This window comes from Pedobacter antarcticus (genome assembly GCF_900103515.1).
GTDB lineage: Bacteria > Bacteroidota > Bacteroidia > Sphingobacteriales > Sphingobacteriaceae > Pedobacter > Pedobacter antarcticus.
Genome location: NZ_FNGZ01000005.1, coordinates 289,596 through 306,025, shown reverse-complemented (window position 1 = coordinate 306,025; position 16,430 = coordinate 289,596). Strand labels below are relative to the sequence as shown.

13 protein-coding genes are annotated in these 16,430 nt (G+C 38.6%); 8 read left to right on the top strand and 5 right to left on the bottom strand.

Features of this window, described 5'->3' with window-relative positions; translation table 11 throughout:
- Nucleotides 1–140 precede the first annotated feature (140 nt).
- Nucleotides 141–3,389, bottom strand: coding sequence for a TonB-dependent receptor (locus BLR53_RS12885; RefSeq protein WP_074590181.1), 3,249 nt, complete (start codon nt 3,387–3,389; stop codon nt 141–143).
- Between the two features lie 366 nt (nt 3,390–3,755).
- Between BLR53_RS12885 and lpdA the strand changes: the two genes are divergently transcribed.
- The 7 genes from lpdA (at nt 3,756) to BLR53_RS12850 (ending at nt 11,326) form a co-directional block, all read left to right on the top strand.
- Nucleotides 3,756–5,144, top strand: a complete 1,389-nt coding sequence (gene lpdA / locus BLR53_RS12880; protein ID WP_037444049.1) for a dihydrolipoyl dehydrogenase — start codon at nt 3,756–3,758, stop codon at nt 5,142–5,144.
- A 99-nt stretch (nt 5,145–5,243) separates the two neighbouring features.
- Nucleotides 5,244–6,083 carry an MBL fold metallo-hydrolase gene (locus BLR53_RS12875; protein WP_037444051.1) on the top strand — a complete coding sequence of 280 codons (840 nt, stop codon included), beginning with the start codon at nt 5,244–5,246 and terminating at the stop codon, nt 6,081–6,083.
- 55 nt (nt 6,084–6,138) lie between these two features.
- Nucleotides 6,139–6,942, top strand: coding sequence for a metallophosphoesterase family protein (locus BLR53_RS12870; protein WP_074590179.1), 804 nt, complete (start codon nt 6,139–6,141; stop codon nt 6,940–6,942).
- On the top strand, nt 6,908–7,507 hold the full coding sequence (locus BLR53_RS12865) for a hypothetical protein (RefSeq protein WP_083332078.1): 600 nt from the start codon (nt 6,908–6,910) through the stop codon (nt 7,505–7,507). Before BLR53_RS12870 ends, BLR53_RS12865 begins: the two co-directional genes overlap by 35 nt.
- Nucleotides 7,508–7,839: 332 nt before the next feature.
- On the top strand, nt 7,840–8,700 hold the full coding sequence (locus BLR53_RS12860) for a sigma-70 family RNA polymerase sigma factor (protein WP_037444054.1): 861 nt from the start codon (nt 7,840–7,842) through the stop codon (nt 8,698–8,700).
- 87 nt (nt 8,701–8,787) lie between these two features.
- Nucleotides 8,788–10,236 (top strand): glyceraldehyde-3-phosphate dehydrogenase, encoded by a 1,449-nt coding sequence (locus BLR53_RS12855; protein ID WP_074590177.1) that lies wholly within the window; start codon nt 8,788–8,790, stop codon nt 10,234–10,236.
- A 154-nt stretch (nt 10,237–10,390) separates the two neighbouring features.
- Nucleotides 10,391–11,326: a M20/M25/M40 family metallo-hydrolase gene (locus BLR53_RS12850; RefSeq protein ID WP_037444059.1), complete on the top strand. Its 936-nt coding sequence runs from the start codon at nt 10,391–10,393 to the stop codon at nt 11,324–11,326.
- 53 nt (nt 11,327–11,379) lie between these two features.
- On the opposite strand, the gene BLR53_RS12845 is transcribed toward BLR53_RS12850, so the two are convergent.
- From BLR53_RS12845 to BLR53_RS12830, 4 genes are read right to left on the bottom strand one after another with little or no spacing between them, the layout of a single operon-like run.
- On the bottom strand, nt 11,380–13,023 hold the full coding sequence (locus BLR53_RS12845) for a S41 family peptidase (RefSeq protein ID WP_176763539.1): 1,644 nt from the start codon (nt 13,021–13,023) through the stop codon (nt 11,380–11,382).
- 39 nt (nt 13,024–13,062) lie between these two features.
- Nucleotides 13,063–13,668 (bottom strand): hypothetical protein, encoded by a 606-nt coding sequence (locus BLR53_RS12840; RefSeq protein ID WP_037444063.1) that lies wholly within the window; start codon nt 13,666–13,668, stop codon nt 13,063–13,065.
- A gap of 19 nt (nt 13,669–13,687) precedes the next feature.
- Nucleotides 13,688–14,197, bottom strand: a complete 510-nt coding sequence (locus BLR53_RS12835) for an ATP-grasp domain-containing protein (protein ID WP_074590173.1) — start codon at nt 14,195–14,197, stop codon at nt 13,688–13,690.
- Between the two features lie 3 nt (nt 14,198–14,200).
- On the bottom strand, nt 14,201–14,851 hold the full coding sequence (locus BLR53_RS12830) for an ABC transporter ATP-binding protein (RefSeq protein ID WP_037444067.1): 651 nt from the start codon (nt 14,849–14,851) through the stop codon (nt 14,201–14,203).
- Nucleotides 14,852–14,983: 132 nt separating this feature from the next.
- Between BLR53_RS12830 and sucC the strand changes: the two genes are divergently transcribed.
- Complete coding sequence (sucC, locus tag BLR53_RS12825) at nt 14,984–16,174, top strand: ADP-forming succinate--CoA ligase subunit beta (protein ID WP_037444070.1); 1,191 nt, start codon at nt 14,984–14,986, stop codon at nt 16,172–16,174.
- Nucleotides 16,175–16,430: the final 256 nt, after the last annotated feature.

Genomic DNA, 16,430 nt, shown 5'->3' with positions numbered 1-16,430 from the left:
CATATTCGTCGAGTAGACTGCAATTTATTTGAATGTTCCTTTACTTTTTAGTGCTTCAATTATTCTAGAAATATAAGAACAAAAAAAGGGTGCATTCAAATTTGAATGCACCCTTTTTTTGTTCTTATATTGGTTATTATCTAGTTGAAGCTATATCTCACCCCAACCTGAACTTGATATCTTGAACCGATACTAGTGTTGTCTCTGAAAGTTTCACCAGGTAAAGCTTGACTCACAGTATACGTTGGTGTGTTATTTACAACACCTTTGTATTGTAAGAAGTTGGTCAGCTGAGGAGTTTTTGTAGTTCCCCACTTTTTATTCAACATATTACCAAAGTTGATGATATCGACAGAAATTTCAAATCTGCTGTTGTCTTTCTCACCAAATACAGTTTTGATCTGTTGAAGGATTCTAATATCAAATCTATTCGCCCAAGGGTATTCAGCACCGTTTCTTTGTGACATTTCACCTCTGTGCTTGCTAAGGTATTTGTCTTGATTGATATAATCATCAAGCCTTGCATACTGAGAATTAATATCTTCTGGTGTTGTAGTTCTTGAAGCAGTAATTGGTACTAACTTAATATCATTCTGATCTCTTGGAATATACATCAGATCGTTCGAGGTAGCATTATCATTGTTAACGTTTCCGGAAGTGATATAAGAGAATCTTGTATTACCAAAAACATCACCGTATGGGCTGCCTTCATAAACAACTCCAAATGAAGTTGGCAATTTAGGAATAATAGAGAAATTAACATTTACGGATGCAATCACGCGGTTTTTAACAACGAAACTGCTATATGCTAATACCGGAGTATTAGGATCACCTGCTACTGGGTTACCTGTAAATGCCGAGTTAGCCTGTGAACCTGGATTGGAACTGATATCGCGGGCGTCGCTTCTTGTATACGCTGCCATTACATCTAGATGTCTTCCGAATTTCTTTTGCAACTGAGCTGTTACGTTCCAAGCATAACCTTTGTTTGTATTATCAAATACAATAGCATTGGTAATAAATGAATTTATTCTGTTTGTATTTCCCCCTGGAAAAAATGCACGTGTATCACCAGTGCCGGAGAATTGTCCTGTAGGATTAACTAAGTTAGCATCTCTGTGAAATACTTCGTTTAAAGATTTAGTATATAATCCGTCAATTGTAGCCACAATGCCACCTGGAAGTTTATAATCTACAGCCAAACTTGATCTCCATACCTGAGGAACTTTAAAGTCTTTAACAGCAATATTTATTGGAAAAGATGGGGCTGCTGTAGGATTTGAAGGGATATAGGCTGCCGGATCAGCATTGAACGGGCGGTTATTAGGATTAGTACTGAATTCACTGTTCGTCAATAATCCATTTTGACCAGCCTGATTAGTTAACCAAACTGCAGGGACAGCTCCTGTGAACACTCCTGAACCTCCACGAATTTGCAGAGTCGCATCACCTTTAACATCCCAGTTGAAACCAACTCTTGGAGAGAATAAAATCTGGGTATTAGGAAGTTTTCCAACATCCATTCTTTCACCATCTCTAAAAGTAGAGTTAGTAACCAGTGGATTCGAAGCAAGGTTTTCGGTGTAAATCGGCATATCAAGTCTTACACCGTAAGTTAATTTGAAATTAGGCTTAATATACCATTCATCTTGCGCATAAACAGCAACTGGCGCCTGGCTAAATCTAGCCGAAGGGCGTGGATTATTAGGATCAGCAGAATAAGTCAACTGATATTGTGTTGGCATAATCGTATTGTCTCCATTTACAGCAGAAATAAAATCTGATACAGATTTATATCTGAACTGGCCATTGAAAAACTGAACAAATGCATTATCAAATTTTTGGTAACCTACCGAACCACCAATAGTGAAAGTGTGGTTTCCAGCGAAAATATTAAAGTTTTCATTTAAGGTATAAATATCCTGATTTAAACTATTTAGACCGCTGAAGGGTTCGGTGCCTAGTGAAATATAGTTCGCACCAGCTCCATTTTCGATGTCAATTACAGGGAAAGGATTTCCTTGTGTTTTACGGTAATCACGGAAGCCTGTATAAACTAATTGCAGGTTGTTCGCAAATTTATCATTGAAACGGGTATTTAATTCTGCTGTAACAGATTTAATATTGTTATACTGAGCGTATCTCATTCCATCATAAATCATTGACGTCAATGACGGTCCTCTACCAGAGTTAGAATTAGATCCGCTTGGATTGACATCTCTAAAAGATTTCAGGTAGTTATATCTAACTGTCAATCTATTGGCATCATTAATATTCCAGTCAATACGTGCAGTTAAGTTATCTGCATTCTGCTGGTTACTGTAACCTTCATAATTACCCGGATCATAACCAGTTTTGTTAATAACTGCATTTCTAACGGCATCTAAATCAGATGCAAGTACGCTTGAAATATTCGAACCAGCCACACCCCTGTTTGCCTGTATAGTTGTACCAGGCGAAATACGTCTTGTAATCTCTCCATTGACAAAAAAGAATAATTTGTCTTTGATAATCGGCCCACCTAATCTGAAACCAAATTGTTTGTTCAAAAATGAATTCCCAACTTTAGGAAGAGTCGTCTCACCTACTTTATAGCCTTGTAAATTCTGATCTTTATAATAAGTGTATACAGATCCTGAGAATTTGTTTGTACCACTTTTAGTAATTGCATTTACACCAGCACCAGTAAATCCGCTCTGTTTAACGTCATAAGGAGCTAAGTTAATCTGAAGCTCATCTAATGCATCAAGTGAGAATGGCTGTGCACCTGTCTGTCCGCCTGGCAAAGAAGATAGTCCGAAAACGTTATTCATCTGTGCTCCGTCTAAAGTAAGGGAGTTGAATAAACTGTTTCTTCCAGCAAATGAGAATCCATCTCCCTGCGTGTTTGCCTGAGGCGTTAATTTAGTTAAATCCGTTATACTACGCGAGATAGCAGGTAACTGATCAATTTGCTGGCGGGAAATGTTTGTAGCCGCACCATTTCTTGAACTGTTAATAGTTTTATCCCTGCTCGCAACAATCTGGACGTCATTCAGCTGCTGTGATCCATCTGATAAAACAACATTTACCGGGTATGATGCACCCAATTTAAGACTTAAGTTCTCATATTTCATTGATTCGTAACCGATGAAACTGACCACAAGACTGTAAGGTCCGCCAACACGCATGTTCGCGATAGTAAAACGACCATCGTTATTCGTCGTAGTTGCGTAAGCTGTACCTGTTGGTACATGCACGGCTCTAACGCTGGCGCCGGGCAAAGCGCCTTTTGAATCTTTGACATAGCCTGTCATCGATGATGTTGTTACCTGTGCATTTCCAGTCAGGACTGACCCGATAAAAGCAAATAGGATAACTACAAACTTAAATAGTAGAGATTTCTTCATACCTTTTGATTGAAAGATTTTGTTTTGAAATGTTTTGTTTTGATGTAATATTAGTTATGCCGGCAAAAGTAGATATTAATTTTACAAGGATTTAGCTTTCAATGTTAATTTATTATTAAGTCTGTCAGAATTTTATCAACATTTAACATCAATTATATAGAGTTAACAAACACTTAATCAGTAGCTTTATAGGAATATCAGGATTTACCTATAAATTGCATGCCGGAAATTGCTTAATAACCCGCACCTATCCCGGCATATGATGAAATATATTCTCAGGAATTTCCCTGCCAAAATTAAAAGACGTGCTTAATCAACATTTTTTTTATTTTTGGGCGTTTACTATTTAATTTCCCTTAGAAAGATATGAACTACGATGTAATTATAATAGGTAGCGGTCCTGGCGGATACGTTGCAGCGATCAGAGCTTCACAACTGGGTTTAAAAACTGCTGTTGTAGAACGTGAATCCCTGGGAGGCATTTGCCTGAACTGGGGTTGTATTCCAACTAAAGCGCTGTTAAAAAGTGCCCAGGTATTTGAATATATCAATCACGCAGCTGATTACGGTATTAAAACTGCTGCTCCGGAAGCTGATTTTGCTGCTGTGGTTAAACGCAGCCGCGGTGTGGCAGACGGAATGAGTAAAGGCGTTCAGTTTTTAATGAAAAAAAATAAAATTGATGTCATCATGGGCACTGGTAAAGTAAAGCCAGGAAACAAAGTTGAGGTCAAAGGTGCTGATGGTTCCCAAAAAGAACTGACTGCCAAAAATATTATCCTGGCGACGGGTGGACGTTCCAAAGAATTACCAAGCCTGAAACAGGACGGTAAAAAAGTAATTGGATACAGACAGGCAATGGTTCTTCCTGAGCAACCAAAATCTATGGTTATTGTGGGTTCTGGTGCAATTGGAGTAGAATTCGCTTATTTCTATGCAACTATGGGTACAAAAGTGACTGTAGTTGAGTTCCTGGATAATATCGTTCCTGTAGAAGATGAAGATATTTCGAAACAACTGTTAAGAAGCTTCAAAAAAGTAGGGATAGATGTAATGACTTCTTCTAGTGTTGAATCTGTAGACACCAGCGGCGCTGGCTGTAAAGTTCAGGTTAAAACAGCGTCTGGTATGCAGACTTTAGAATGTGATATCGTTCTTTCCGCAGCCGGAGTTGTAGCTAACATCGAAAATATTGGTTTAGAAGAAACAGGAATTAAAACTGAAAAAGGAAAAGTTGTTGTTGATGAATTCTACAATACTTCGGTAAAAGGCTATTATGCTATCGGTGATATCGTCGGCGGACAAGCCCTGGCACACGTTGCCTCTGCAGAAGGTATTATCTGCGTAGAAAAAATCGCTGGTCAGAGCCCTGAACCTTTAGATTACAACAATATTCCGGGCTGTACTTACTGTACACCAGAAATTGCTTCTGTAGGGTACACTGAAAAAGCAGCCAAAGCTGCCGGCTACGAGTTGAAAATTGGTAAATTCCCGTTCTCAGCTTCTGGTAAAGCAAGTGCTGCTGGTGCTAAAGATGGATTTATTAAAATGATCTATGACGCAAAATATGGAGAATTACTAGGTGCCCATATGATTGGCGCCAATGTAACCGAAATGATTGCTGAAATTGTAGTTGCCCGCAAACTGGAAACAACAGGACATGAAATGCTGAAAGCAGTTCACCCTCACCCGACCATGAGTGAAGCAATTATGGAAGCCACTGCTGATGCTTATGGCGAAGTAATTCACCTATAATATATTCAGACATTAGCTTTTAAAGCTTACCTTATCGAAACCTGCTGAACTAATCAGCAGGTTTTTTTTTATTTTTACCTGAACCTAATCTACCCGCATATGCAACTACATACAATTGACACAGGCTTATTTAAACTGGACGGAGGTGCAATGTTTGGTGTCGTGCCAAAATCTATCTGGCAAAGAACAAATCCTGCAGATCAGAATAACATGTGTACCTGGGCCATGCGCTGCCTGCTTGTTGAGGAAGGCAACAGACTTATTTTAATTGATACCGGTATAGGACAAAAACAGGATGCTAAGTTTCTGAGCCATTTCTATCTTCACGGTGATGACACCCTGGATAAATCCCTTGCTAAGCTAGGCTTTAACCGTGATGACATTACAGACGTATTCCTAACCCACCTGCATTTTGACCATTGCGGCGGTGCTGTGGAACTTGTGGGTGACAAGCTGAGACCGGTATTCAAAAACGCAGTTTACTGGAGTAATGAAAAACATTGGGAATGGGCCGTTCATCCGAATGCAAGAGAAAAAGCTTCTTTTCTGAAAGAGAATATTATGCCGATTCAGGAAAGCGGACAGCTGAAATATGTTGACCAGCAGGAAGGTGTCATTTTTAGCGAAAACTTTAAAGTGCGCTTTGCATTCGGGCACACTGATTCGATGATGATTCCGCATTTAAATTATAAGGGAACCAATATTATTTACGCAGCAGACCTTCTCCCTTCCACAGGTCATATTCCTTTACCTTATGTAATGGCTTATGATATGTTTCCGATGCAGACCTTAATAGAGAAACAAGCTTTTCTGGAAGAGGTTGTTAAGGAAAATCATATTATTTTTCTGGAGCACGATCCGGTAAATGAATGCTGTACGCTACAACAAACAGAGAAAGGTATTCGTCTGAGAGACAGCTTCAAACTGACTGATATATAATTTTAGTCAGGATGTAGCTAAGGTTTTGCTACCTTTGCAAGGTTAATTCCTTGTTATGAAATTAAAACTAATACTACTCTTAATACCCATTTTCATATTAAATGGCTGTGAATATGATGAATTCAGCCCCAATCAGAAGTTCAACAGTAAGACTCCTAAAGAGGTAAATAATACTCAAATTGCCACACTGCCTGAAAGAAAACCCGGAAGCAGAATACGTATCGCTGTTTCCGGCGACACGCAGAGAAAGTACAAAGAATCTCAGGAGTTCGTAGACCATATCAATAGTCGCAATGACATTGATTTTGTAATTCTGAATGGAGATATTTCCGATTTTGGCCTATTGCTGGAATTCGAAGGTGTATACAATATATACAGCAAACTAAATGTCCCGTTTATTTCCGTTATCGGTAATCATGATCAGGTCGCAAATGGTTTCGAAATTTACCTGCGCATGTTCGGACAAACAGACTTTACCTTCAATTATGCGGGTGTAAAATTTGTGTGCCATGATTCGAACAGCCGCGAACATGCCTTTAACGGCACCATACCAGATCTAACCTGGTTAAAAAACAATATGGTAAGAGATGCCGGCCAGTCTGGTATAGTCGCATTCTCTCATGTCCCTCCCACTGATGCAGATTTTGATCAGAAACTCCGCCCGGCTTACGAAAACCTAATGAACAGTACTCCTGGTGTTCTTGCCTCTGTACACTCTCATCAACATGCTCCTGATATCATATACAGACAGGACGATCAGGGAATACCTTTTATTATAACTAATGCTATTGTTAACAAAGCATATACTCAACTCACTATAGAAAATGGAAAGATCAATGCGCAGGCTGTGTTTTTTTAGTATATTCTTAATATTCTTATCAGGAAAGTTATCCGCCCAGGAAAAATTTCTTAAATCTATTACCCCCGATAACATAGGCTTACAATACGCAGGTAGCATCGGTTATATGAGTCTGGGTGTCGGCTATAACCTTTTTAAAGAAAAGACAAACCTCAGCTTTCATTATGGATATGTACCTGAAATTAAAGGTGGTGAATTACATATTGCAGCTGTTAAGTTTGAATATAAACCTTTCGCTATCAGAATCAGTGACAAGATCGTTTTCCACCCGGTTAATCCGGTAATTTTCGCTTCTTACACGTTCGGGAAAAACTTCGGATTTAAATTTGACAGGGATATTTATGCAAAAGGATATTATTTCTGGTCTCCGGCGCTTAGGGAGCATCTTGGCCTAAGTTCAGAGATCAAGATACTCGGAGATAAAACAAGTAAAATTAAATCTATAAGTCTGTATGCTGAAGCTAACACAAACGATCTTTACCTGATTAGCTGGTTCGAGAACCGTACAACGACGCCGCTTCCATATATTTTTCAAATGGGATTTGGCGTTAGAATGAATTTTTAACTTGTATAATATCTTGACATGCTATGACAACAAATATTATATTAGATATAATTATCTCAGATAATTGTCATAGTTATATAATTAATTTATAACATTACTATTAAAATTAAGTAAAAAATATCATTCTAAGCATTGGTAATCAATATTTAAGAAACATTTCCAGCGTCTTTGTGTTATAACTGACAAAATGCATTTGGAATAATTTTTGCTATCCAAGTCGAGTACAATTAAAGTTCGTAAACTGTAACATTTTCAGGAATTTATGTTTAAAAATTGCCTTTAAATCCTTACTTTTGCACGTTCAAAACACATAAAGAGCACCAAGCATATAAATGAGACAACTCAAAATTACCCAATCCATAACCAATCGCGAAAGTCAATCGCTGGACAAATATCTTCATGAGATTGGTAAAGTAGATCTGATCACAGCCGAAGAAGAAGTTATATTAGCCAGAAAAATTCGTGAAGGTGATCAGGCAGCTTTGGAACGATTAACAAAAACCAATTTACGTTTTGTTGTATCGGTAGCCAAGCAATACCAGAACCAGGGATTAACTTTAGGTGATTTAATTAATGAGGGAAATTTAGGTTTAATTAAAGCTGCAAAACGTTTTGATGAAACCAAAGGTTTTAAATTCATTTCTTATGCGGTATGGTGGATTCGTCAGTCAATTCTGCAGGCTATTGCTGAGCAGAGTCGTATTGTCCGTCTCCCTTTAAATCAGGTTGGTTCACTAAGTAAAATCAGTAAGGCATTCTCTAAACTTGAACAGGAATTTGAACGCGAGCCTTCTCCGGAAGAACTGGCTGAAATCCTGGAAACTACTGTAGATAAAATATCTGATACGCTGAGTAATTCAGGCCGTCACGTATCTATGGATGCTCCTTTTGTTCAGGGTGAGGAAAACACTTTACTGGATGTACTGGAAAATCACGAACCTAATACTGACAGCAGTCTGATTAATGAATCACTGTCTGAAGAGATTAAACGTTCCCTGTCTACATTAACTGAACGTGAGCGTGAAATTATCGTGTTATTTTTCGGATTGAGTACTAATCACCCGCTCTCGCTTGAGGAGATAGGTGAGAAATTTAACCTGACCCGTGAGCGTGTCCGTCAAATTAAAGACAAGGCTTTACAACGTCTTCGTCACACTTCAAGAAGCAAAATTTTAAAATCATATCTGGGTTAATCTTAAACCCTAATAATCGGATATAAAAGATTGGGTTTCACCCAATCTTTTATACTTTTGAGGCATTCTAACCAAATATGCCTTATTATGTTCAACAAGTACCAGTCCGAGTTCCAAAACTGGATTGAAAAAGAAAAAAAAGCTGTCCAGCTTCTACAAATTGTCGGACAGTTATGGTTCGACAGATCCATCGAACTTGTCCTATTCCGCAAACCACTTTTTGATGTAGGCAGCAGCGAAATTCTCGCCTGTCACCAGTATGCGAAAGAAATTTCAGGCAAAGACATCAATATCTATGAGACGCTGGAACTTGCAAAAGAAATTGCTTCATGCAGTATTGCGCCTTCGAGAATAGATATAGGACGTCTGACTACGGAATGGCTGGATGAAAATAATCAGTTTGCCACGCAACATGATTTTGTAATCAGTAAACTCAGTTCACATATCGGTCATGACAAGATTAGCCTGCAGCCTAAAGATGTAGTTCTTTACGGATTTGGCCGTATCGGAAGACTCGCTGCCAGGGAGCTTATTTTACAAGCTGGAAAAGGTGAACAGCTAAGACTTAGAGCCATTGTTACCAGGACTTATAGTGACGAAGAACTGATTAAGCGTGCCGAGCTGCTAAGAACAGATTCAGTTCATGGTATATTTAACGGAATTATAGTGGAGGACTTTCAAAATAGAGCGCTAATAATTAATGGCCAGACAGTCTGCTTTATTGAAGCAAAAGATCCTGAAGATATCGATTATACTGCATACGGTATTCAAGATGCTTTGTTAATTGACAATACCGGAGTATTCAGAGACCGCGAAGGGCTTAGCAGACATCTTTCAGCTAATGGTATCTCCCGCGTCTTATTAACGGCACCCGCGAAGGGAGATGTACCGAATATAGTCGCAGGAATTAACGACGCAGATTTTGACCTGGTAAATGAAAATATCTTTTCAAATGCATCCTGCACAACCAATGCAATAGTTCCCGTACTTAAAATTATTGAGGACGCTTATGGAATAGAAAAAGGTCATATCGAAACAATTCATTCCTATACAAACGACCAGAATCTATTAGATAATTACCATAAAAAATACAGACGCGGGCGTTCGGCTGCACTGAATATGGTAATTACCGAAACCGGGGCAGATAAAGCAGTCGCTAAAGTTATTCCTCAGCTGGGGGGAAAATTAACGGGTAACGCGGTTAGGGTTCCTACCCCAAATGTGTCTCTTGCCATTCTCAATATCTCATTAAATCAGGTTAGCTCAAGAGCAGAAATTATTGATCTGCTTAAGCAGGCATCTTTGTTTGGCAAGCTTAGCGAGCAGATCGAATTTTCCATCTCTAACGAATTGGTGAGTTCTGATCTGATCGGCAACAGTCACGCAGCTATAATCGACGGTCCAGCGACCATTATGGCTAAAGATAATAAATCGGTAATTATCTATGCCTGGTATGATAATGAGTACGGATATACCAGACAGGTAATCCGTCTGGCGAAAAAACTCGCTGGTGTTGTGAGACTTACTTATTATTAGAATTAAATTCGTGTGTTTTTTATAAGCAGGCCCCCGGCCTGCTTTTTTATTGGCAATAATTTTATTCCTCCTTATTTTTATAACTAAAACCATACTGTCACTAATTTGTAATATATTAGGTAAAAGAATAAGGAAATTAACACTGTCTTTACTTATGAAATTATTTTTAATCCTTCCATTAGCCCTCACCCTAAGCTGCAATGCCGTCAAAAAATCTAATCAACCTGCAAATGCAAATCAATTATTAAAGGACGTCAAAGTCTTATCTTCAGATGCATTTGAGGGGAGAAAAACTGGTACGAAGGGTGCAGAATCTGCAAGAAATTATATCATAAAACGGTTTAAAGAAATTGGTGTAATCCCTTTTTCAAAGTACTCAAATTTCCAGCAGGCATTCACGTTTAAAGGAATTGACAATCCTGAAATTGAAGGGAAAAACGTAGTTGGATATATCAAAGGAAATACAGACCAGGTAATCGTCATCACCGCGCATTACGATCACCTGGGGGTCATTAATGGAAGAATTTTTAACGGCGCCGATGATAATGCTTCCGGTGTGGCCGGTCTGCTGAAAATTGCTGCACACTACGCAAGGGCTAAACCTAACCATACTTTAATATTTGTAGCTTTTGATGCAGAGGAATTTGGTAAGAAGGGGTCAGAATATTTCGTTGATAATGCTCCTGTTAAACTATCTGATATTAAATTAAACATTAATCTGGATATGATCAGCCACAACGATAAGGGTGAGTTATATGCGTCCGGCACGTATAAATATCCACAGCTTAAGAATTACATTATATCTACCATTCCAGATTTAAAAATCTTGTTTGGGCATGACAATCCTAAACTTGGAATTGACGACTGGACCAACATGAGCGACCAGGCTGCATTCAATGCTAAAAACATTCCATTTATATATTTTGGAGTAGAAGATCATCCGGATTATCATAGAGCTTCAGACAAATTTGAAATGATTAATCAGCAGTTTTTTATTAATGCAGCAAACGGCATCCTTGAAATAACAGATAACTTTGATAAAGACCGCCCGGTAGAAAAAACTTACAGGGATCAGCTACAATCTTTCTGATCATAAAAAAGGAGAGCGGTTGCTCTCCTTTTTTTATCGCTTTTTATTTACGGCTATTTCGCCATTTTATATCGTTTATCTATCATACCATTAAACTCACTATGCGGATTAACCGGCCTTGACTGCTCCGCTTTAAAATAGGATGTCATGATCTCACGCCCCCTGATATTCATCGTAGCCCCCTTCCTACTAACTGAGGCTGCCGGCGCTAGTAACTGTAAAGCTCTGGCAAGGTAATCCTCCTTCAAATCTCCAAATTCATACCTTGGATCATCGAACTCAGATAATACATCTGGTAACATGCCGGAAAAATAACCACCTTCATTAAGTGCATTTTTGGTTTCGAACATTGAAAAATAGACATCATAACGATTCTCTATAGTCACAGGAAAAAATCCGACAGGCTTACCAAAAGTGGTATCCCCGACTAGTTTCACATTCATATAAGGTTTCAAGCTATTAATTAGCAGCTCACTGGCAGACGCTGTATTTTTACTGACAATGAAAACTACATTTGACACGGTATTTAAACTTCCTTTTTTAGCGAAATAAACATTATTATCCGGACTGTCCTGCTGATAATTGAGATTAGCATAAGTATAAACTCTCCCATTCTGCGTCTGAATTTTCCCATTTTCATCCAATAGAGGTTGATTAGCCAATATTTTAGCTTCTCCCTTTTGCATAGTCTGGTTAAAAATCTCTGTGTACATTTTTTTGCCGTTCGTAGCAGCAGGAGCGATCAGGTTGGCCAAATAAGCGCTGGTATTAATATAACCGCCGCCATTATACCTAAGATCTACAACCAAATCGGTAATGCCCTGAGTGCTGAATTCCGCAAATACCGGATCTAGATTGATGTCATTATTTCCCTTAAGATCAGATATCTCTGAAAACCTGGCGAATGCCAGGTATCCGATTTTTTTACCCGAGCGCTCTATAATTTTACTGGTATAAACCGGGCTGCTTTTATAAGATTTTTTCTCAAGTGTCACTGAAAAAGGCTTGCTATCTTCAAAATTAACACCCGTCAGGATAACAGAAGCCCCAGTTAAAGCACTGGTAACCTGGGCTTTTTCAGCACCATAGCTCGCTCCTACCGGCTTTCCGTTAACGGTCTTTATCTGCCAACCCCTTTTCACGCCTGCAGCTGCGGCAGGAGAACCTGGATAAACTGCCGTGATAAATAACAAATAACTGCTACTTTCTTCGGCGCCTGATGTAAAAAAAACAGGTCTTATTCCAAAATCAAAGCCATTACCTTCCAAATCTACATTAGCAGTTTTAGTAGCAGAAACAAAACTCGGATTTGATTTGGTTAGATCGTCTATATAGGAGTATTTTGGAAAGCCATCTCCGTAATATTCGTAGGGTATATTGGTTTGCGGATTAATCTTTAACTGCGTTAATGCGTAAAGTGCATCATCATAGCTATTTAAAGGATCTGATTTACCTAGATACTGCCTTGGATTGAAGGTCTGATAATCGGGAATCACATCGTTCCAGTAATAAATTTGCTTAGCATAATAATATAGGGAGTCCAGCGTGAGCTCTGTTCTGCTGCCCACTGGCGTAACCGGATCCGGCTCTCCTCTATCTTCGATTGAACGGTCTTTCTTGCAAGCTGTGCCTAAGCAAATACAAACCAACAACACCATGTAACGGGGAAAGTATCTAAGGTCTTTCCTGATTTGCATATCCATATAATTATCAATAGGTTGACAGGATTAAGGTAGTCAAAGTTTAGATGTAGGCAAAAAATTTATTTCAGCCTGATGATTATCATCTACGACCTCATTTTCACTTACAACACATAATAGTTCAGCAGCCTGCAATCCATGTTCGGCTTTAATTAACGCTAAAGTCTCCGGAATGGTACCATGTGCTGTATCTGCACTGAAATATACTTTCAAATACGTCTCCAGACCATGCCATTCCATTTGTCTTACTTTATTTAACTGCATTACAGGATCGCCTTGCAATAAAAGGAAAAGCGGTTTCCCGGCAGCATGCACTTCCTGCATAAAGTCCAATACCTTTTTGAACAACATTAACTTTAATGGTAGCCGGGCAGTCTGATGCAATAAACCATAATTCTTCAGATAGGTCTGAGGAATGCCGAATTTAGCTGCCGTAAGTTCAAATAAGTTTTCAGGCCCGTCTTTCTCATAGGAGTCTTTCATCCAGCTGATTATCGCATTCCCATCCATTTGCTCGTTATATTCCATGAACTGGGCAAACAAATAGTATACCTGTAGCAGGTAATCTTTTTCGGGATAGATCACGTCATCTAAACCCAGTACAAATCCTTTATAATTATCTACTGACAGATTACTTTTCATAATAAGTTTATATTTTTTTCTACTGCCCGATCTGCAGCAAATATGGTACTAAACTATCCTGCTGATTCTCCAACTGAAATACACCGTTCAGTGCTCTTTCCAAACCAAGACTTTCAAGCCTGGAGTTTAATTCCGAGTCTGAGCAGTAGATTAGTTTACTTTCGTTAAATACAGCCCATGCTATTGCATGAACTAAGCCGCCTTCTTTAATATATTCACCCGACACTGTTCTTTCCGGAAGAAAAATCTTAATATTGAATTCTTCAAAAAGCAACACAGAACGCAAAAGCGGATCTAATTCGAAATCATAAAGAGGCACCAGGCATTCTACCTGCAGATCCAGACAGTGTGTGAGCAAATTATGTGCAATGACTGTATCGTTTCTTTCGCCCAGACTAATAAGCTGGTATTTTGCAGAAGTAAATGCAGGAATTGAGCCGTAATCGGCCAGGATGAGGTTATCGGCAGCAAAGGCTTTAGAGACCTTTAGCGCCTGGGCAGATTTTCCGCCGGTAATTAATGTTTTCAAATTTTATACGATTAAACCGTCTTTCATGGTGACAACCCTGTCACTAATTTCAGCGAGGTCTTTATTATGGGTAACAATTACAAAAGTTTGTTGAAAATTATCACGCAGTGTAATGAAGAACTGGTGCAGGCTATCGGCATTTGCCGAATCCAGGTTTCCCGAAGGTTCATCTGCCAAAATAATAGCCGGACGGTTAATCAATGCCCTGGCCACGGCTATCCGTTGCTGCTCTCCTCCTGAAAGTTGATTTGGTTTATGACTTGCCCGGTCTTTAAGACCAAGAAGATCTAATAGCTCCATTGCATAGTTTTCACTTTCTCTTTTACTCTTTTTCGCTATAAAGGCCGGAATGCAGATATTTTCCAAAGCGGTAAATTCGGGTAGAAGGTGGTGAAACTGAAAAACAAAACCGATATTTTTATTTCTGAATACACTTAGCTCCTCTCCATTGAGCTCATGAAGTCTGGCACCGTTTAATTCGACAGTACCTTCATCTGCTTTATCCAGTGTGCCCAGTATATGAAGCAAGGTACTCTTACCCGCACCTGAAGCACCGATAATACTGACGATCTCTCCTTTAGCGATCTCAAAATCTACTCCTTTAAGAATTGGCAGATTCCCATAAGCTTTTTTTATACCTGCGGCTTTTAGCATCCTGCAAACTTACAAAATTGACTTTATAATTGTGTACAGCTGAATTGTAGCCTTTTTTCTACATCATAAAAGGGAGAATAAGTTTTTAAAACCAATCTGAAATTGTAGATTTGGATCAAATTTTTTCAGCAAATGAATATACACGAATATCAAGGTAAAGAAATACTTAAAAGTTTTGGTGTTGCCGTACAAGAAGGCATCGTTGCCGAAACTGTTGAGCAGGCTGTAGAAGCTGCAAAAAAAATGAAAGCAGACTACAACTCTGACTGGGTAGTGATCAAAGCGCAAATCCATGCTGGCGGTAGAGGAAAAGGTGGAGGCGTTAAATTGGCCAAAAACCTTGATGAAGTTACACAGAGAGCTACTGATATTTTAGGTATGCAGCTGGTAACACCTCAGACAGGCGCGGAAGGTAAAAAAGTTAATAAAATTCTGGTCGCACAGGATGTTTATTATCCAGGTGCATCTGAAACCAAAGAGTTTTATATCAGCGTATTATTAAACCGTAGCAGTGGAAGAAACATCATTATGTACTCTACCGAAGGTGGAATGGATATTGAAGAAGTTGCTGAGCACACGCCTCATTTAATTTTCAAAGAAGAAATTGATCCTAAAGTTGGTCTTCAGGCTTTTCAGGCGCGTAAAATCGCTTTCAACTTAGGCTTAAGCGGTGGCGCTTTCAAAGAAATGGTGAAATTTGTTACTGCGCTTTACAAAGCGTATGATAATACAGATTCTGCAATGTTTGAGATTAACCCTGTTTTAAAGACATCTGATGACAAAATCATCGCAGTTGACGCTAAGGTTGACTTAGATGAGAACGCTTTATACCGTCATCCGGACTACGCAGCAATGCGTGATAAACTTGAAGAAGATCCTACCGATGTTGAAGCTAGTGAATCCAACCTAAACTATGTAAAACTTGACGGAAACGTTGGCTGTATGGTTAACGGTGCAGGTCTTGCTATGGCTACAATGGATATTATTAAAATTGCAGGTGGTGAACCAGCAAATTTCCTGGATGTAGGTGGAACAGCTAATGCACAAACAGTTAAAGCAGGATTCAATATTATTTTAAAAGATCCTAACGTAAAAGCTATCCTGATTAACATATTTGGTGGTATCGTTCGTTGTGACCGTGTTGCACAAGGTGTTATTGATGCTTATAAAGAAATTGGTGATATTCCAGTGCCAATTATCTGCCGTCTTCAAGGTACAAATGCTGAAGAAGCTAAGAAGTTAATTGATGAGTCTGGCTTAAAAGTATTTTCAGCGATTGCATTAAAAGATGCGGCTGCTCTTGTTACTCAAGTTTTAGCTTAATTCGTATAGTTCTAATTTTATAGATTAAAAACCGGTTGTTAAGACAACCGGTTTTTTTTATGCTTGAAATTTTCCAAAAAAAAAGATCCTCAGCCCTGAAGCCGAGGATCTTTAACCAAATATAAATTAAACGAGCAACACAAATATAGATATTATGTGATAAAAAACAAGTTTTATATTTATTTTTTCATAAAAAATGAATAAACCCGCACAAATAAGCATAAAACACATCATAAAATGATTAAAAAAGTAATAA